Genomic DNA, 18,897 nt, shown 5'->3' with positions numbered 1-18,897 from the left:
TTATGAATCAGATTGTAATAGAATGCTGACTGCAATGCCGTCACCGATGGGAACAATGGAGGTCAAAAGGCGCTCTGAGTGTTTTAACTCATATAAGTACTCCCTCATCCTGGTGTGAATGGTCCGGTTGCGGCGTTCCACCGCATACCGGGACTCTATAATGTCCCCATCCTGAAGCACGTTGTCGGAAATCAGCATTCCTCCCGGCCTCATAAGCTCCAAAAGCCGGGGGAGCCAGACGAGATACTGCCCCTTGGCGGCGTCTAAAAACACAAGGTCAAAGGGGCCGGATAGCCCCTCTAATATCTCCTGCGCGTCGCCTTCCATCAAGGTGATCCGTTCTGTCTCCCCGGCCTTTTGAAAGTTTTCTCTAGCTTCGGGAATCCTTTTTTCGTATTTTTCTATGGTGGTGATGTGACAGTCAGAGGGCATGGCCTCTGCCATCAAAAGGGCCGAATAACCCACTGCCGTGCCCACCTCTAAAATGGCTTTCGGTCTGACCGAGGCTGTCATGGCCTGTAAAAAAGCCGCTGTTTCCTCTCTGATGACCGGAACCCCGTTTCGTCTGGCCGTCTTTCCGATCTCTCTTAAAAGGGGGCTTCTGTCCCCTTCCAGAGACCGGATATAATCCGTAATCCTGTCATTTACAATCATTTCTTTTCTTCCTCTTCCCCTTTGTTTTCATTCATTTCCTGAAGGATTTCCTTGGGAGTCATGGAAGTGTTTAAGGTGTAGGTTCCGGGATTTACCTTATATCCGAAAAACTCAGCCTGTATGACAAAGGAATATTCGTTTTCAATGAGGCCGTTTTCCTTTAGTATCCTTGCAGCCTGAAATGCGGAAATGCCGCCGTTTACGGTCACGTTCTTATCCCGTCCCGGCGCCGCCTCCGCAGAAGAGGTGTAAAATATATCGTGTCCAAAAGCGTATCCCCTGACAGCGCCCTCGTACAGCAAAACCGCCACCAGGGCCAGGAGAATGAGCCGGCTTGAAATGGCGAATACCACTCCCACTATTTTGTTGATCCCTTTCGTTCTCCGGCTCATATCTCTTTCCCCCATTGCTGGTCTTTATACTTCCATAATAATCGGCAGAATCATGGGATTTCGCTTCATGCGCTTCCATAAGAAGTCGCTTAAGCTGTCCCTGATGATGTTCTTGATCTTGCCCCAGTCGTTGACATGGCGTTCCAGACAGTCATTGACCGCGTCATTGACCACATTTCTGGCCTCTTCCATCAAATCCTCCGACTCACGTACATAGACGAATCCTCTGGATACGATATCCGGACCTGCCAAAAGCTGGTTGGAGTATTTCTCTAAAGTCAGAACCACCACGATGATTCCGTTCTGTGCTAAATTCTGTCTGTCTCTTAAAACGATATTTCCCACGTCTCCGACGCCCAGACCATCCACCAGGATTCCGCCTGACTGAACGTGGTCCACGGTCTTCCAGGACTCCTGTCCCAGCTCCACCACGTCGCCTGAGGACATGATGATCACGTTTTCCTTGGCAAATCCCATGGCCTGAACCAGATTTTTCTGGGCCATGATGTGACGGTACTCACCGTGCACCGGAATGGCGTATTTCGGGCGAACCAGAGCATACATCAGCTTGATTTCTTCCTGACAGGCATGTCCTGATACGTGGGTGTCCTCACAGATCACCTCTGCACCCTTCATGGAAAGCTCGTTGATGACCTTGGAAACGGCTTTTTCATTTCCGGGAATGGGGTGAGAGCTTAAAATGATCACGTCAGTTGGCTTAATGGAAACCTTTTTGTGGGTGCTTCCTGCCATACGGGAAAGGGCTGCCATGGACTCCCCCTGGCTTCCGGTTGTGATGAGAACGGTCTGCTCATCGGGATAATTCTTTAACTGGTCGATTTCAATTAAGGTTCCATCGGGAATACTGATGTAGCCCAGCTCGCTCGCTGTGCCGATGACATTGACCATGCTTCGGCCTTCCACCACTACCTTGCGGCCGTACTTGGCTGCTGAGTTAATAACCTGCTGCACACGGTCCACGTTGGAAGCAAAGGTAGCTACAATAATCCGGTTATTTTTATGTTCTGCAAAAATGTTGTCAAAGGTCTTTCCCACCGTCTTTTCCGAAGGCGTAAACCCGGCTCTCGTGGCATTGGTACTGTCACACATCATAGCCAGAACTCCCTTTTTGCCAAGCTCTGCAAAACGCTCCAAATCAGCGGGCTCTCCGAATACAGGCGTATAATCGATCTTAAAGTCACCTGTATGAAGGATGACGCCTGCCGGTGAGAAGATGGCAAGGGCGGAAGCATCGGCGATGCTGTGGTTTGTCTTGATGAATTCAATGCGGAAGCAGCCTAAGTTGATGGACTGTCCGTGTTTGATCACCTTTCTCTTCGTATTTTTCAGCAATCCGTGTTCTTTTAATTTATTTTCAATCAGGGCGATGGTCAGTTTTGTTCCGTATACCGGCACATTGATTTCCTTTAAAATGTAAGGAAGCGCGCCGATGTGATCCTCGTGCCCATGGGTGATGACAAAGCCCTTTACCTTGTGGATGTTCTGCTTTAAGTAGGAAACATCCGGTATGACCAAGTCGATTCCAAGCATATCATCGGTAGGGAATGCCAGTCCGCAGTCCACCACGATAATGCTGTCTTCACATTCAAAAGCAGTGATATTCATACCAATCTGCTCCATTCCTCCTAAAGGAATGATTTTAACTTTCGCGTTGTTGTCTTGTTTTTTCAATATTTTACCTCCATGTTGTAATTTTCCGTCCTGCTCCTTTCGATTGTTTCACGGTATTTCCTGTTCCATTTAACAGTCCCTTGTCACTTACCATAATCACTTTTCAATTCCCACGTCCGCACCGTCAAGCAGTTCAGAAAATATCTTAAATAAATAATCTATCTCGTTATCATCCTCTACAAATTCATACAAAGCCTCAGAATCCTCCTGCTTTGACAAATCCTTCAAGATGTAACATTCTCCATCTTCGTCTTCCTCTGCCGCATCTGTTACCAGCAGATAATTCATGTTGCTGATTCTGGTCTCTTCCAGAACGTAAAAATCCACAGCTTCCCCGTCTTCTGTTGTCAGGGTGATCTTCTTCTCTTCACTGCTCATTTGATTTCTCCTGTTATGGGCACATTTTTACTTATGCCCTAAGCTGTCCAAGTAGCCCTGCAGGATGAGACCTGCCGCCACTTTGTCAATGACTGCCTTCCTGTTTTCACGCCTCACACCGCTTTCCTGCAGAATCCGTTCTGAGGCAATGGTGGTCAGTCTTTCATCCCATAAAATCACCGGAAGCTTTGTACGGCGCTCCAGCATTTCCTTAAATTGTTCCGTTTTTTCCGCCCGGTCACCTGCCGAGTTATTCATATTCTTAGGATAACCCAAAACAATGGTTTCAATCTCGTATTCCTGAATCAGTTCTTCGATTCTGGCGCAGGTTTTTCTCAGCTTATTTTCATCTTCTCTTGTAATGGTTTCCACTCCCTGAGCCGTTATTCCCAATAAATCGGAAACTGCAACTCCCACAGTTTTAGAACCGAAATCCAGTCCCATGATTCTCATAAATGTCCTCCGGTTGTGCGTGTTTGTTCATGTTTGTCCGTGTTTGCGCAGCAAAATAAAGTTGGTTTCAAACCAACTATTCGCCCTATAAATATTTCTGCATGTCTAATTAAAAACAAACTGTCAGACTCCGCCCATTCACTTCATCTGACAGCTAGACCTAAGATTATCCACAATCTTACTTTAACATCGTATCAATATATACTCCCATAAGCTCCTCTAAAATCTCATCCCGTTCTACCTTCATGATAAGACTTCTGGCGTTCTTATGGCTGGTAATATAAGTAGGATCTCCTGACATAATATAACCCACGATCTGATTAACAGGATTATACCCCTTTTCTGTGAGGGCAATATATACCTGCTCTAAGACCTGGCTTACATCCATCTTATTTTCCTGCACTGCTTTGAAAAATTGTGTGTTATGAATATCACTCATGTTTCTCACGTCCTTTAACTGTTCTCCTATATTCTAAACCAAAATTGCAAATTCGGCAAGACCAAAATAAATTTTGTCCATTAAGGTTTTAAAAACAGGACTTCATCATTCAGCATTTCCGTCACAATTCCCTTTACCATCCGGCCTTTTAAGCCCTCTTCAAAAGGAACTGCCGCCTTTACATATTCCATGGTATGACCGATCATATACGTCTTTCCATCCCACTGGAATTCCTCTTCCATAAGAACCTCAGCCTCTGTGCCTAAAAAAGATTTCCTGTATTCCAGGGACATTTCCTTTTCCAGTCCGAGAAGTACATTGCTTCGTTCTGTCTTCACAGACTCCCCGATCTGATCCGGCATATCTGCCGCCTTGGTTCCGTTTCTTCTGGAATACTTAAAAACGTGCATTTCGTAAAAACGGATGCTCTCCAAGTATTTTCTGGTTTCTTCAAATTCTTCTTTTGTCTCTCCCGGAAATCCCACGATCACATCCGTGGTAATGGCCGGATTGTGAAATGCCCTGCGCAGAATGCGGCAGCATTCCAAATACTCCGCCCTTGTATAACGGCGGTTCATCCGCTTTAAAGTGGCATCACATCCGCTCTGAAGGGACAAGTGAAAATGAGGGCACATCTTTGGAAGCTGTGCAAGAGCCTGGGCGAATTCCTCCGTCACGATTCTGGGCTCCAAAGACCCCAGACGAATCCTCTGCAGCCCTTCCACCTCATGAATGGCCTGAATCAAGTCCAAAAGGGAAAGCCTTTCTTCCTCCGGAAAATCCTTTCCATAGGAACTTAAATGGATTCCCGTAAGAACCACCTCCTGAAAACCGGAAGCAGTGAGGCGCTTGATTTCCTCCACCACCTCGCCCGGCTTCCGGCTTCTGACCCGGCCTCTCGTATAAGGGATGATACAGTAGCTGCAAAACTGGTTGCAGCCGTCCTGAACCTTGATAAAGGCCCTTGTATGGTCTGCGATCCGGTCAATGGAGAGGTTCTCATACTCTCTCGTGTCATTGATGTCAATGACGGTTTCCAGCTCCTCCATTTCCCCTGTACAGGCAAAATACTCCTCTAAAATGGAAACCAGCTCCGTCTTTTTGTTGTTGCCTACAACCAGGTCCACTGCCTCGTCTTTTTTCAGTTCTTCCCCTGCTGCCTGGACGTAGCACCCTGCCGCAACCACCACTGCATTAGGGTTCATTTTCTTTGCCCGGTGAAGCATCTGTCTCGACTTGCGGTCCGCAATATTGGTCACGGAACAGGTGTTGATGATATAAACGTCAGCCCCTTCTGTAAAGGGGACAATTTCATATCCCGCATTTTCCAGAAGCTGCTGCATGGCCTCTGTTTCATATGAATTCACCTTGCATCCAAGATTATGCAGAGCTGCCTTTCTCATTTTGTATCTCCTATCTGAATATTTGTTTATTTTCATGTAAATTTACCATTGACTTTTGCCCAATATCTCAGTAGTATAGAGGAAATAAGGGGCGGTACCCTGACTATAAAATAAGTTCACCTAAGGAGGGTTTTTACATGAAAACAATTCGTATCTCTTTAAATTCCATCGACAAAGTCAAATCTTTTGTTAATGATTTGACAAAATTTGACGCTGACTTTGATCTGGTTTCCGGAAGATATGTGATTGATGCAAAGTCCATTATGGGCATCTTCAGCTTAGATTTATCCAAACCCATTGATTTAAATATTCATTCTGAGAACAATGCTGATGAGATCATCAATATATTGTCCCCATACATCGTAGACTAAAGCTTCCTTACGTGTTTTCCGGGGCCCGGCGTTTGAAAGCGCCGGGCCCTTTTTTTATTTCTTAACACCAGACCTTTTCTACGGTAGCGATAGCTGTCTCCACCAATTCGTCGATCTTTTCCTGTAAACTTTCCTCAGAACGCTCGATCATCTTAATGTTCGGCTTTGTCACCGGATGCTTTGCCACGAAAATGGTACAGCAGTCCTCAAAAGGCAGAACAGAGGTTTCATAAGTGCCGATCTTTTCTGACAAGTCCACGATTTCCTGCTTATCAAAGCCGATGACCGGACGGAATACAGGCATGGCACAGGCTGCATCAGTGGCCGCCAGAGACTGCATGGTCTGGGAAGCCACCTGTCCGATGCTCTCTCCCGTAATCAGAGCCATTGCTCCGCACTCCTGAGAAAGGCGCTCTGCAATCCGCATCATGTACCTTCTCATAATGATGGTGAGCTCCTCATGAGGGCATTTATCGTAAATATATAACTGAATATCCGTAAAGTTAACAATATGAAGATGAATGGGGCCTGAATATCTGGAAACCAGTTTTGCTAAGTCCACCACCTTCTGTTTTGCCCTGTCACTGGTATACGGCGGCGCATGGAAATAAACGGCGTCAATCTTAACGCCCCTCTTTGCGATCATATATCCTGCCACCGGACTGTCAATTCCGCCGGACAGCAAAAGCATGGCCTTTCCATTAGTTCCCACCGGCATGCCGCCCGGACCTGGAATAATGCGGGAATAAATATTAATTTTATTTCTGACTTCCACGTGAAGCATTACCTCTGGCTTATGGACATCCACCTTTGTCTCAGGAAAACGGTTCAAAATCACCTCTCCCAAGTCCCGGTTGATCTGTTCAGAATTCACCGGATACTTTTTATTTCCCCTTCTGGCGTTTACCTTAAAGGTGAAGTGCTTATCTTCATAAACTTCCTCAACGTAAGCAAGAACCTGTTCCTTCAAATCCTCATACCCATTGTCTTCCACCTGAACCATAGGGCAGATGGCGGCAACGCCGAACACACACTGGAGAGCCGTAATGACTTCGTCAAAATCGTAATCCGACTCCGCGGAAGCATAAATACGTCCTGACTCCTTGGAAACCACAAAGTCCCCATCCACCTTCTTTAAAGAATGGCGGATCTGAGCCACCAGGGCATCCTCAAACAGATACCGGTTCTTTCCCTTTACACCGATCTCCGCATACTTAATTAAAAATGATTTATAATCCATGAGTAATCTTATCCTCTCTGATACCTCCGCAAAACCGGAAGAAGTTCTTTTAACATATCGATACAGTAATCAATTTCTTCTTTTGTATTACTAATTCCAAAACTAAACCGCAGGGTGGAGTCCAAAAGCTCCGTTTTTACGCCGATTCCCTTTAAGGTTCCGCTGACTGCCGGATGATTGGAAGAGCAGGCAGAACCGGAAGACACGTAAATTCCCTTCTCTTCCAGGGCGTGCAAAAGCACTTCGCTTCTGGTTCCCGAAAAGCTGGCGCTGACGATCTGAGGCGCCGACTGATCGCCGGGAAGGCTGTTCACCGTCACCCCGTCAATTTCTGAAAGCCTTTCAATCATATAATCCTTTAAGGAAACAAGGGCCCTGATCTTTTCCCCGTGATCCGTATAGATGAGTTTCGCCGCTTCTCCCATGGCCGCGATGCCGGGCACATTTTCCGTGCCGGAGCGCAGGCCTCTCTGCTGGCCCCCTCCGTAAATCAGAGGCTTTATTTTCACCCGCTGGTCAATATATAGAAAGCCCACCCCTTTCGGTCCATGAAACTTATGGGCGCTGGCTGACAAAAGGTCGATTCCCTGGCGCTTTGGTCTTATGACCAGCTTTCCATAAGCCTGAATGGCATCCACATGAAACAGGATGGCCGGATTCTTCTTTTTTATCACCTTTGCAATGGCCTCCACCGGCTCGATGGCTCCGATCTCATTGTTCACATACATGATGGAAACCAGAATGGTCTCAGGCCGTATGGCCGCCTCCAGCGCTTCCAGGCTGACATGGCCTTTTTCATTCACGGGCAGATAGGTGACCGAAAAGCCCTGTTCCTCTAAAAATGCCAGAGGATTATAGACAGAAGCGTGTTCAATCCCTGTGCTGATGATGTGATTTCCCGCCCTTTTATTAGCCATGGCCGTTTCAATCAGGGCCATATTGTTGGATTCCGAGCCGCCTGAGGTGAAAAGGATTTCCTTTGGAGACACCTTTAAGGTTCCGGCTATGATTTCAGCGGCTTCCTTTACATACTGCTCCGCCTCCATGCCCTTTTTATGCTTGGCTGACGGATTGCCGTAATCCTCCATCATGACCTTTACCATCAAGTCCCTGACCGGCTCCAGCACCCTGGTCGTGGCCGAATTATCAAAATAAACTTCCATATCTGACCTCTCTCTTATTCCGTCTCAGACGGCTCCAGCGCAAAAGCCAGAACAGACAGCAGGGCAAGTCCCGCTGTTTCCGTCCTCAATATCCGTTTTCCCAATGTGATGGGCTTTGCGCCGTGAACCGTTGCAAGCTCCACCTCAGAATCCTCAAACCCGCCTTCCGGCCCGATGAAGATTCCGGCGCTCATGCCCGGTTCAATTCCCTTTAATATTTCCCTGGTTTCAGCCATGTTGCCCGCATGTTCAAAGGGGATCACGGTCCTGTCCAGTTCTTTTTCTGCAAATTCCAGAGCCTGCCGGAAGGTCATGACGCCTGACACCTTGGGAATGATCAGCCGCTTCGACTGCTTGGCAGCGCTTTCAGAAACAGCCTGCCACCGCTTAAGCTTTGACTCTTCCTTCTTTTTATCCAGCTTCACCACAGTCCGCTTTGTCTCCACCGGAATGATCTCATATACTCCAAGCTCCACTGCCTTCTGGATGATCAGCTCCATTTTATCGCTTTTAGGAAGCCCCTGGAATAAATAAAGCCTGGCAGGAAGCTCTGTTCCCCCCTCTGTAACCGAAAGGATTTTTGCCAGCACCTCTTCAGAAGAAACGGACACGATTTCACACAAATAATCCTTGTCCACCCCATTGCTGATTAAAATCTCTTCCCCTGCACCCATGCGCAGTACATTTTTCATGTGGTTCACATCCGGTCCGGTGATGGATACGGTTTCCGCTCCCACCTGATCCTCTTTCACAAAAAAGTGGTACATGTTCTGCCTCTTCCTATTTTTTTCTCACTGTGACGGAGACCCACTCACCCTGATAGGTGACCTCCACCAGTTCAAAGGCTTCATTTTCCGCAAAAGCCTTTTTCACTGCCTCTTCCTTCATATTAACAATGCCGGAAGTGATGAAAATGGCTCCCTTTTTCATATGAACGGGAATTTCCTTTTGAAGCAGGATGATGATGTCGGCAAGAATGTTGGCAACCACCACATCGTATGCCTCAAAGCCCGCTTCCTCTTTAACAGCCTGATCATCGATGATATTGCCCTGTAGCACCCGGAATTTATCAGAAGAAATCTCATTTGCCTCCAGATTTTCCCCTACGGCAGTGATGGCATTTTCATCAAGGTCTGTTCCGAATACGCTTTTCGCTCCCAGTTTCAGAGCAGTAATGCCCAGAATTCCGCTTCCGGTTCCCACATCGAGAAGAACCGTATCCGGTGTCACATACTTCTTTAACTGGCGGATGCAGAGCTGGGTTGTCTCATGCTGCCCGGTTCCAAATGCTGTCCCCGGATCGATTTCAATCAAAAGCTTGTCCTCATGTCCCTTGGGAATCGCCTCCCAGGTGGGCTTTATGAGAATATCATCCACAGTAAACGGCTTAAAATACTGCTTCCAGTTATTAATCCAGTCCTTATCCTCTGTTTCCCCGGAGGTAATGGTTCTCTTTCCCAAATCCACAAACATGGAAAGTTCGTCTAAGCCTTCTTCCACCTTTTTTAACATTCCTTCTATATCAGAATCAGGATCTAAGTAAAAGCTGACCTTTGCCACGCCCTCATCAGGAGGCAGTTCCGGCAGGATGTCAATGAACATGCCCTTTGTCTCCGCTTCCGTGAGAGGAATATTGTCCTCAATTTCAATTCCTTCAATTCCGATTTCATCAAACGTGCTGCTGATCAAGTCCACCGCTTCTGTCGTGGTGGTCAGCGTAAATTTTTTCCATTTCATAGCAATCCCTTATCCTTTAATAATCTTTACAAACAAACAGAGCAGCACCACCATAATCACAGGGCGGACCACCTTTAAACCGTTCTTTACCACCATGCCTGATCCAAGATAATGGCCTGCAATGCAGAAAATCCCGGAGGCAATCCCCAATGGAAGCAAAACCTTTCCATTGATCAAAAATGTGACCAGAGCCGCAATATTAGAAGACAAATTAATCACCTTCGTGGTTCCGGAAGCGGACCTGACATCCATCTTTACCAGTCCGGTCAAAATAAGCAGTAAAAACGTACCCGTACCCGGCCCATAAAATCCGTCGTAGCAGCCGATGAGAAATGCGGCTGTCACGGTGATCAAGTACATCTTTTTCTTTGGAAGGGTGTTGACTTCCTCATTATCCCCCAAATTCTTATTTTTAAGAACGTAGAAGGCAACTACCGGAAGGGCAGCAAGCATCATTCCCTTTAAGATTCTTTCGTCGGCAAGCATGGATAAATGGGCTCCGATGGTGGAGCCGATGATGGCAAAACCGGCTGCGATCAAAGACAGAAGACCTTTGATATACCCGCTTTTTGCAAACCGGGCCGTAGAAACCACAGTTCCCATGGTAGAGCTCATTTTATTGGTGCCTATGGCGAGATGAGGGGGTATTCCTGCTGCGAGAAATGCAGGCAGAGAAATCAGCCCTCCTCCTCCGGCAATGGAATCCACAAAGCCTGCCAGAAAAACCAAAGGGCATACAATCAGATATTGATACATGTGCTTTCCCTCTCTTTAGTATGAACGTCATTTTAAACATATGATATCATAACATACAATGAAACCCCTTGCAAGCGTATAAAATCAACGAATATCCAGGGCTGTTTCCCTTTTTTATAAAAAAAATAATTTTTTTTGAAAAACAATGCAATAAAAAAGATGGCTGGTGCATTAACTTAATGAACGGATGAAAAGGAACTTTGTTTTGATCCGGCGGCAGAGGCAAAAAAATATCAAGTAAACGAAATTCCTTGATGCATTACACCCCATCACACCCGCCTTGGCAGCCGGAATCGGAACAGGAACCTTTTTACAATTAAAAACAGGAAATGCGCCGCATGACGAAACCATTCAGTCACATGGCGCATTTCCTGTTTTTCTTATGAAGTCATTTCGGGCTCTATTTAAAGAGCCCTTTCTTTTTATGTTTTTCTTTTTCGCCTTCCGGTGTGATTCCATTCATCACGTCGTCAAAGCTGCGGAGCGCTTCCTTTTGAGCCTCTGTCAGCCTCTCAGGCACTGAAACCACCAAAGTCACGTAATGATCCCCTCTGACAGCCCGGTTGCGCAGGGAAGGAACCCCTTTGCCCTTTAACCGCACCTTGGTATCGGTCTGGGTTCCGGCCTTTACCTCGTACTCCACTTCTCCATCCACAGTCTTAATGCGGATGGGACCGCCTAATGCAGCCTTTACAAAGGAAATGGGCACTGTGGAATAAATGCTGGTATCCTGGCGCTTAAAGATCGGATGGTTGGAAACAACTGCCTCCACCAGAAGATCTCCTCTTTCCCCGCCATTGGTTCCCGGCTCGCCGGCTCCTCCAAGGCGTACGGACTGACCGTTGTCAATTCCCGCCGGAATGGTGACCTTGAATTTCTTCCTCTTGGTAATATATCCGGTTCCATAGCAGTCCGGACATTTGTCCTTTATGATGGTACCGGTGCCGCCGCAGTCCGGACACGTCTGGACATTCTGCACCTGGCCGAAAAAGGACTGCTGTGTGTACATGATCTTTCCTTTTCCGTTACACTTGGGACAGGTGGTGGGAGAAGTTCCCGCCTTTGCTCCGCTTCCGTGACAGGTGGCGCACTCTTCCTTATAATTGATCTCAATTTCTTTTTCGCAGCCAAAAATCGCCTCCTCAAAGGTGATCCGGATGCTGGTTCTGACATTGGCACCTCTGGAGGGTCCGTTATAACGGGCGCTGCTTCTCCTTCCGCCGCCAAAGATATCCCCGAAAATGTCTCCGAAAATATCTCCCATATCCGCTCCGCTGAAATCAAAACCGCCAAAACCGCCGGCTCCTGCGCTTCCGTCAAAGGCAGCGGAACCAAACTGGTCGTACTGGCGTCTCTTATCCGGGTCGCTTAATACACTGTAGGCCTCGGAAGCCTGTTTAAACTTCTCGGCAGCCGCAGCATCTCCGGGGTTGGTGTCAGGATGGTATTTCTTTGCTAATGCCCTGTAGGCCTTTTTAATGGCTGCGTCATCCGCATCCTTGGCCACGCCCAGGGTCTCATAATAATCTTTTTTACTCTCTGCCATCTTAGGTCTTACCTTTCACTCCATGCTTGAAAACCACGGAAAAAGTGTTGTATCACTACAACACTCTTTCCAATGTCTCGTCAACCGACCAGATTAGTTTACACCTCTTTGTAGTCGCCGTCAACCACATCGCTGTCCTGATAGGACGCCTCCGGGCCTCCCATGTCAGGTCCTGCGCCCTGAGCGCCTGCCTGTGCCTGCTCGTAAACCTTTGCAAACAGAGCCTGTGCGCTGGCCATCAGTTTTTCTCTTCCGGCCTTGATGTCTTCTACCTGAGCGTCTGTCATTTCTTCAAGGGGTGCTCTGTTAATGGCTTCTTTCAAAGCATTTAAGTCCGCTTCCACTGCTCCCTTATCATTTGCATCGATCTTATCTCCAACCTCTTCGAGAGCCTTTTCTGTCTGGAATACCATGGAATCTGCATCATTTCTGGCGTCAATGGCATCTTTACGCTTCTTATCCTGTGCCTCGTACTCAGCCGCTTCCTTCACAGCCTTTTCGATATCGGAATCAGACATGTTGGAACCGGAGGTGATGGTGATGTGCTGCTCCTTGCCTGTTCCCAAGTCTTTAGCAGAAACATTTACAATGCCGTTTGCATCGATATCAAAGGTAACTTCGATCTGAGGAACGCCTCTTCTTGCTGGCGGGATTCCATCCAGACGGAACTGTCCAAGGGTCTTGTTGTCTCTTGCAAACTGTCTCTCACCCTGTACCACGTGGATATCAACCGCTGTCTGGTTATCTGCCGCTGTGGAGAAGATCTGGCTCTTCTTTGTAGGGATTGTTGTATTTCTTTCGATCAGTCTGGTGGCAACTCCGCCCATGGTCTCGATGGATAAGGAAAGAGGAGTTACGTCCAGAAGCAGGATATCGCCTGCGCCTTCGTCGCCTGCCAGCTTTCCGCCCTGGATGCTGGCGCCGATGGCAACACACTCATCCGGGTTTAATGTCTTGGAAGGCTCCTTGCCTGTCAACTGTTTTACTTTTTCCTGTGCAGCCAGCATACGGGTGGAACCGCCTACTAACAGCACCTTTCCTAACTCTGCTGCTGTAATTCCTGCATCCTTTAATGCGTTCTGTACAGGAACAGCAGTGCGCTCAATGAGGTCTAAAGTCAGCTCGTCAAATTTCGCTCTCGTCAGGTTCATATCCAGATGCTTCGGTCCTTCTGAGGTTGCAGTGATGAATGGAAGGTTGATGTTGGTGGTGGTTGCAGAAGAAAGTTCCTTCTTAGCCTTCTCAGCAGCCTCTCTCAATCTCTGCATAGCCATCTTGTCACCGGATAAGTCAACGCCTTCTGCTTTCTTGAATTCGTCAACCATCCACTGGGTAATGCGGTTGTCAAAGTCATCGCCGCCCAGACGGGTATCGCCGTTGGTGGAAAGAACTTCGATAACGCCGTCACCGATCTCGATGATGGAGACGTCGAAGGTACCGCCGCCTAAGTCGTATACCATGATCTTCTGCTCTTTTTCATTGTCAAGTCCGTAAGCCAAAGCTGCTGCCGTAGGCTCGTTGATGATACGCTTTACATCAAGACCGGCAATCTTTCCAGCGTCCTTGGTAGCCTGACGCTGAGCATCGTTAAAGTATGCAGGAACCGTAATAACTGCCTCTGTTACCTTCTCGCCTAAGTAAGCCTCTGCATCTGCCTTTAACTTCTGAAGAATCATGGCAGAAATTTCCTGAGGGCTGTAATTCTTTCCGTCAATGGATACCTTGTAGTCTGTACCGATATGTCTCTTAATGGAAGAGATGGTGCGGTCTGCGTTAGTCACAGCCTGACGCTTTGCAGGCTCGCCTACCAGTCTTTCTCCGTTCTTAGTAAATGCAACAACAGACGGTGTGGTTCTTACGCCTTCGCTGTTGGGGATTACAACCGGCTTCCCGCCTTCCATAACAGCAACACAGCTATTTGTAGTACCTAAGTCAATACCAATGATCTTGCCCATAGTTTTTTTCCTCCTATTATTAAACAAAGTGTGAATGTCATCATTTCTATTATTATTAATTAGCTACCTGCACCATGGAATGTCTCACCACAGTGTCGCGGTAGGTATAGCCCTTTTGAAGTTCCTGGGAAATCACATTTTCACCCAGAGATTCATCTTCCACGTGAAGCACCGCATTATGGAAATTGGGGTCAAAGGATTTTCCCACCGCTTCGATGGGCTTTACGCCTGCTTCCTCCAGGGTTTTCATAAGCTGTTTGTATATCATTTCCATTCCTTCTGCAAAAGGAGTGCCTTTTTCCTCCTCAGGAACGGCTGCAAGGCCTCTTTCAAAATTATCCACAACCGGAAGGATTCGTTCCACAATATCCTTTGCCCCGATCTCAAACATGGCGGATTTTTCTTTTTCCGTTCTCTTTCGGAAGTTGTCGAATTCAGCCATATTCCGTTGAAGCCGGTCTGTCAGCTCCTCGATCTTTTCATCTTTGGGGTCTTTCTTTTTCCGGGTTTCTGTCTCTTCTTCAGCACAGGCGTTTTCACCTTCTATTTCATGTTCAGGGTCAAGGACATCCTCTGTATCCAAAGCCTCGTCTGCCGGCTTCCCGTCTGTTTTCTTGTCTTCCATGCTCAATGTTCTTCCTTCACCTTTCATCTTTTTTTAATATGATATCAAGCTGCGTCATGAGATTGCGCAGGGTGCTTAACACCTTTTCATAATCCATGCGCTTGGGACCGATGATTCCAATGGTCCCCCGCAGTCCTTCACCAAGCTCATAATTGGCTGTTACAATGCTGCAGTCCTTCATGTTCTGGACAGGAGCCTCATCACCGATGTAAACCTGAATTTCTGATCCGCTCTCTGAGCTGTTCACATCATCCACCAGCTCCTGCAAAAGCTCTTTCTGCTCCAGGGTGCCGATCAGCTTGCTGGCCCGTTCCCCGTCGCTTAATTCCGGGTACTTGAAAATGTTGGTGGCTCCGCTGGTATAAATCTGAAGGTCCTCGTCATCTCCCCGGATGGCTGCCGCCACCTCGGTGAGAACCCGGTCCACCACATCGCAGTGGGGGCCTGCCTGGACCTTTAAACTGCTGATCACTTCGAGATTGATTTCCTCTATGGTCAGCCCGTTGAGGGCGTTATTAAGAAGAATGTTAAGATTTAAAAGCCCTTCGTCATTTAATTCTGTCCTGAGAGGGATCATGGTATTCTTAATGATGTTGCCTTCCACCACGATGACCACAAGAAGCCTTTCCTCATCAACCTTTGACATCTGGATAAATTTTAATTTGTTCCTGTGGTACTGGGGAGCGCTGATCATTGCCGCATAATTGGTGTTCTGGGCCAGAAGCTTTGCCATCTGCTTGAGTAAAAGCTCCACCCGGTCCACGCGCTTTAGCATCATGTCCTTGATCTCAGTGACCTCTTCTTCCTTTTCCTGCATGATCTGGTCCACATAAAAGCGATATCCCCTGTCAGAAGGAATTCTTCCTGCAGAGGTATGGGGCTGCATAATGTATCCAAGCTCCTCCAGATCAGACATCTCATTCCGGATGGTGGCGGAGCTTAAGTTTAAATCCGTATACTTTGAAATCGTACGGGACCCTACCGGCTCTCCTGTTTCCAGATAAGTTTTGATGATGGCCTTTAATATGGTAACCTTCCTCTCATCCAACTGATCCTTTTGATTCAAACTGCCCCACTTCCTTTCTGAGTTGTTTTTGTTAGCACTCGACGTTTAGGAGTGCTAACATCTTCTGTTCATAATATATTCTTTTTTTTGGTTTTTGTCAATACATTACCGAAAAAATTTTTAGTGAAGTTTTTGTAACAGTTTTCTTTTCTATTTGTCACTTTTCTTTCAAATGTTACAATGTGTTGACATTATTTTCTTGACATTTAACATATTTGTAATATAATAGAAACTGAGAACACCAAAACAACATCATTGCGAGGTATATCATGAAAAGCTTTCCAAGACAGAAACGAATTACCGTAATTTTGACAATCCTTTGTGTACTGCTGTTGTCCATGACTTCCATGGCAGCCACAGAGAACAGCCAGGCGGAAGCTGCACAGTCCGCCAGTCTTGAAACCGCTGAGACCATCAAAGAGAACACTACAAATACCCCTTCTGAAGAAATCGGACCGGGCATTAAGAAAAAAGAAGAACCTGTTCAGGAAACACCGGCAGCCCCTGTTTATGAAAAAGGCGAGTCCTTAGGAAACTTTGGTGCTACTGCCTACTGCCCCAGCTGCACCGGCGGCGGAAAAACTTATTCAGGAACCATTCCCCAGGCAGGACACACCTTATCAGCGGATTTAACTCTTCTCCCATTGGGAACAAAGGTGATGATAGGAGAAACTGTTTACACAGTGGAAGACACCGGAAGCAGCATCAAAGGCAAAAAAGTGGATATTTTCGTTGCAAGCCGTCATGAAGCTTTGCAGTTCGGAAGACAGACCATCGAAATCTTTGCGGTCAAAGAAGTTACAAAAAATTAACATACCTACTCATAAAACGCTGCAGAAAAGCGGAACTCACCTCTTTTCTGCAGCGTTTTTTATTATCCTTTTCTGGTATGCCTTGACAAATCTGGAAAAATGTGTAAAATGATTACTTGTACCTCATTTATTACAAAACTGTTACATATATTTATATTATATTAAATCATGTTAACAGATTGTAAAAAAGAAAGGATGTAATATATGACACAAACAGCAAAGCGAATTCACTGGCTCTCAGGAGCATTACTAATGACGGCGTTCTTATGGATCAGCGCCCTTAATATTTTTGCCGCACAGGCATCAGGCATCATCGATTACGCCGATGAAAACGGAGTGAGGGGCTGGGCATATAACAGCGCCCAGGCGGATCAGCCTCTGGAGGTCAAAGTGGTCATCACCAATCAGGCAAACGGACAGGTAGCTGCCGAGCTGACCGCACAAGCCTCCATCTACCGGGAAGACTTGGCTGCCCAGGGCCTGGGATCAGGAAACTGCGGCTTTGACATCTCCGTACCCTGGGAATCCTACGGGGAAGGCACCTTCCTGGTGGAAACCTACGCAGGCGGACAGAGGTTTTCCTCCAAGCTCTACGGCAAGGGACTTCCCGCTTCTTCCCAGCTCCGCTCTTTAGGAGTCTTTAAGACCACAGCCTACTGCCCCTGCAGACAGTGCTCCGGCGGCTGGGGCGGACGAACCAGCACCGGCACCATCGCAAAGGCAAACCACACCATTTCCGTTGATCCCAGAGTCATTCCCTACGGAACCCGCGTCATGGTCAACGGGATCATCTATACGGCAGAGGACCGGGGAAGCGGTGTGAAAGGAAATCACATCGATATTTTCTTCAACACCCACGGAGAAAGCAGAACCTACGGCTTACGGAATGTAGAAGCATTTCTGGTTCAATAAAAAAAAGTGTCCTGAAAGAGCTCTTCGGCTCGATCAGGGCACTTTTTTTGCTGATGTCAGCGGCACTCTACAGCAGGAAACGGCTCATCACGTAATTGCTGATATCAATTCCCCGTGCGGTCAGACGGTGATATCCGTCCTTCCACTCCATAAGGCCGTTTTCCTCCATTTCCGACAAGACCATCCCATAGACATTTTTAATGTTATGGCCGAAGCGGCTGACAAATTCCTGGGAGGAAACGCCTTCTATCATCCGCAGACCCAAAAACATGTACTCTTCCATCTTCTGCTCTATGGTCAGTTTTTCAAAATCCTGTCTTAAAACCTTCTGAAACACTTCTTCCTGCTCAAAATCGGCATCGCAGTATTCATTAAAATCAGGGGTGTTGTGAAAACGGCAGCCTTCAAAGTAAGAAGAAGCCCCCAGTCCAAAGCCCAGATACGGCCTTCCCAGCCAGTATCCCGTATTGTGCCTGCACTCATATCCCTTTTTGGAATAGTTGGATATCTCATACCGCTCATATCCCTGTTCCCTTAAAAAGTCCTGAGTCAGATAATACATTTCCCGCTCCGTATCCTCGTCAGGAAGCTCCGGCAGAGACATGAGGCAGATGCTCTCTCTCTGACCCACACAGCCGCCCTCTGCAGGCTCATAACCGCCATACCGGTCATAATAAGGGGTTCCCTTCTCCACAATCAGGCTGTAAGCGGATATGTGCTCCGGTTTCAGCATGGTTGTCTTTTTTAAGGTGTTTTTCCAGGACTCCAGAGTCTGCCCCGGAATGGCAGAAATCAAGTCCACATTCACATTGTCAAAACCGGCCATGCGGACTCTCTGATAGCTTTTTAAAAATTCATCATACGTATGGATTCGTCCCAGCCAGCGCAGCTCCTGATCGTCGGCAGACTGAAGCCCCATGCTGATCCGGTTGACTCCTGCCTCCTTATAACAGGCAAGTCCCTCAGCCGTAACCGTGCCGGGATTTACCTCCATGGAAATCTCTGCGTCAGGAAGGATATGAAAACTCTCCTTTAAACAGCAGAGAATTTCCGCCATATATTCCGCTTTTAATATAGAAGGAGTGCCTCCTCCTATAAATACGCTGACTACCTGGTATTCCTGGGCACGGGCACTCTGACATCGGATTTCTTCTATTAATTTTAAACTGTATTCCCTCTGGGCCTGTTCATCTCCTGGGAAGGAGAGAAAGTCGCAGTATGCGCATTTGCGGACACAGAAGGGAATGTGTATATAAATCTCCATACCCCCCAGGGGGTCCTCTCTTTGCCCACGGGGCAAATT

At 47.2% G+C, this 18,897-nt stretch carries 20 protein-coding genes; 3 read left to right on the top strand and 17 right to left on the bottom strand.

What is annotated here, in order from left to right; genetic code table 11:
• The 7 genes from QM657_RS01640 to mtaB all read right to left on the bottom strand — a co-directional run bounded on the left by QM657_RS01640 (position 1) and on the right by mtaB (position 5,411).
• Entirely contained in the window at positions 1–654 is a 654-nt protein-coding gene (locus QM657_RS01640) for an O-methyltransferase (RefSeq protein WP_415064782.1), read from the bottom strand.
• Complete coding sequence (locus QM657_RS01635; RefSeq protein WP_415064781.1) at positions 651–1,046, bottom strand: aminodeoxychorismate lyase; 396 nt, start codon at positions 1,044–1,046, stop codon at positions 651–653. Before QM657_RS01635 ends, QM657_RS01640 begins: the two co-directional genes overlap by 4 nt.
• Before the next feature lie 24 nt (positions 1,047–1,070).
• Positions 1,071–2,738: a ribonuclease J gene (locus QM657_RS01630; protein ID WP_415064780.1), complete on the bottom strand. Its 1,668-nt coding sequence runs from the start codon at positions 2,736–2,738 to the stop codon at positions 1,071–1,073.
• 96 nt (positions 2,739–2,834) lie between these two features.
• Entirely contained in the window at positions 2,835–3,116 is a 282-nt protein-coding gene (locus QM657_RS01625) for a DUF1292 domain-containing protein (protein WP_367567844.1), read from the bottom strand.
• A 27-nt stretch (positions 3,117–3,143) separates the two neighbouring features.
• Positions 3,144–3,569, bottom strand: a complete 426-nt coding sequence (gene ruvX / locus QM657_RS01620) for a Holliday junction resolvase RuvX (RefSeq protein ID WP_415064779.1) — start codon at positions 3,567–3,569, stop codon at positions 3,144–3,146.
• A 178-nt stretch (positions 3,570–3,747) separates the two neighbouring features.
• Complete coding sequence (locus tag QM657_RS01615; protein WP_333650217.1) at positions 3,748–4,008, bottom strand: IreB family regulatory phosphoprotein; 261 nt, start codon at positions 4,006–4,008, stop codon at positions 3,748–3,750.
• Positions 4,009–4,088: 80 nt separating this feature from the next.
• Entirely contained in the window at positions 4,089–5,411 is a 1,323-nt protein-coding gene (mtaB, locus tag QM657_RS01610) for a tRNA (N(6)-L-threonylcarbamoyladenosine(37)-C(2))-methylthiotransferase MtaB (protein WP_415064778.1), read from the bottom strand.
• 137 nt (positions 5,412–5,548) lie between these two features.
• Here mtaB and QM657_RS01605 point away from each other — a divergent pair, with 137 nt between their 5' ends.
• Entirely contained in the window at positions 5,549–5,782 is a 234-nt protein-coding gene (locus tag QM657_RS01605; RefSeq protein ID WP_415064777.1) for an HPr family phosphocarrier protein, read from the top strand.
• Positions 5,783–5,843: 61 nt separating this feature from the next.
• Here QM657_RS01605 and thiI read toward each other — a convergent pair whose 3' ends face one another.
• From thiI to hrcA, 9 genes are all read right to left on the bottom strand, one after another.
• Positions 5,844–7,022, bottom strand: coding sequence for a tRNA uracil 4-sulfurtransferase ThiI (thiI, locus tag QM657_RS01600; RefSeq protein WP_415064776.1), 1,179 nt, complete (start codon positions 7,020–7,022; stop codon positions 5,844–5,846).
• Between the two features lie 8 nt (positions 7,023–7,030).
• The gene (locus QM657_RS01595) at positions 7,031–8,185 is read right to left on the bottom strand and encodes a cysteine desulfurase family protein (RefSeq protein WP_415064775.1); all 1,155 of its coding nucleotides are present in this window, start codon (positions 8,183–8,185) and stop codon (positions 7,031–7,033) included.
• A 14-nt stretch (positions 8,186–8,199) separates the two neighbouring features.
• Entirely contained in the window at positions 8,200–8,952 is a 753-nt protein-coding gene (locus tag QM657_RS01590) for a 16S rRNA (uracil(1498)-N(3))-methyltransferase (protein ID WP_415064774.1), read from the bottom strand.
• 13 nt (positions 8,953–8,965) lie between these two features.
• Entirely contained in the window at positions 8,966–9,922 is a 957-nt protein-coding gene (gene prmA, locus QM657_RS01585; protein ID WP_415064773.1) for a 50S ribosomal protein L11 methyltransferase, read from the bottom strand.
• A gap of 9 nt (positions 9,923–9,931) precedes the next feature.
• Positions 9,932–10,678 carry a sulfite exporter TauE/SafE family protein gene (locus QM657_RS01580; RefSeq protein WP_415064772.1) on the bottom strand — a complete coding sequence of 249 codons (747 nt, stop codon included), beginning with the start codon at positions 10,676–10,678 and terminating at the stop codon, positions 9,932–9,934.
• A 400-nt stretch (positions 10,679–11,078) separates the two neighbouring features.
• On the bottom strand, positions 11,079–12,224 hold the full coding sequence (gene dnaJ, locus QM657_RS01575; protein ID WP_415064771.1) for a molecular chaperone DnaJ: 1,146 nt from the start codon (positions 12,222–12,224) through the stop codon (positions 11,079–11,081).
• 98 nt (positions 12,225–12,322) lie between these two features.
• The gene (gene dnaK / locus QM657_RS01570) at positions 12,323–14,179 is read right to left on the bottom strand and encodes a molecular chaperone DnaK (protein WP_415064770.1); all 1,857 of its coding nucleotides are present in this window, start codon (positions 14,177–14,179) and stop codon (positions 12,323–12,325) included.
• Positions 14,180–14,234: 55 nt separating this feature from the next.
• Entirely contained in the window at positions 14,235–14,810 is a 576-nt protein-coding gene (gene grpE / locus QM657_RS01565; RefSeq protein ID WP_415064968.1) for a nucleotide exchange factor GrpE, read from the bottom strand.
• Positions 14,811–14,820: 10 nt separating this feature from the next.
• Positions 14,821–15,870, bottom strand: coding sequence for a heat-inducible transcriptional repressor HrcA (gene hrcA / locus QM657_RS01560; protein ID WP_415064769.1), 1,050 nt, complete (start codon positions 15,868–15,870; stop codon positions 14,821–14,823).
• 269 nt (positions 15,871–16,139) lie between these two features.
• On the opposite strand from hrcA, the gene QM657_RS01555 reads away from it, so the two are divergent.
• Both QM657_RS01555 and QM657_RS01550 read left to right on the top strand, forming a co-directional pair.
• Positions 16,140–16,682 (top strand): 3D domain-containing protein, encoded by a 543-nt coding sequence (locus QM657_RS01555; protein ID WP_415064768.1) that lies wholly within the window; start codon positions 16,140–16,142, stop codon positions 16,680–16,682.
• 204 nt (positions 16,683–16,886) lie between these two features.
• The gene (locus QM657_RS01550) at positions 16,887–17,594 is read left to right on the top strand and encodes a 3D domain-containing protein (RefSeq protein WP_415064767.1); all 708 of its coding nucleotides are present in this window, start codon (positions 16,887–16,889) and stop codon (positions 17,592–17,594) included.
• A 67-nt stretch (positions 17,595–17,661) separates the two neighbouring features.
• On the opposite strand, the gene hemW is transcribed toward QM657_RS01550, so the two are convergent.
• The gene (hemW, locus tag QM657_RS01545; RefSeq protein ID WP_415064766.1) at positions 17,662–18,858 is read right to left on the bottom strand and encodes a radical SAM family heme chaperone HemW; all 1,197 of its coding nucleotides are present in this window, start codon (positions 18,856–18,858) and stop codon (positions 17,662–17,664) included.
• Positions 18,859–18,897 lie beyond the last annotated feature (39 nt).

The organism is Lacrimispora sp., assembly GCF_047605665.1.
In the GTDB taxonomy this organism is placed as follows: Bacteria; Bacillota; Clostridia; order Lachnospirales; family Lachnospiraceae; genus Lacrimispora.
Note: the sequence above shows the minus strand (reverse complement) of the source record. Positions and strands in the feature narration are given on the sequence as shown.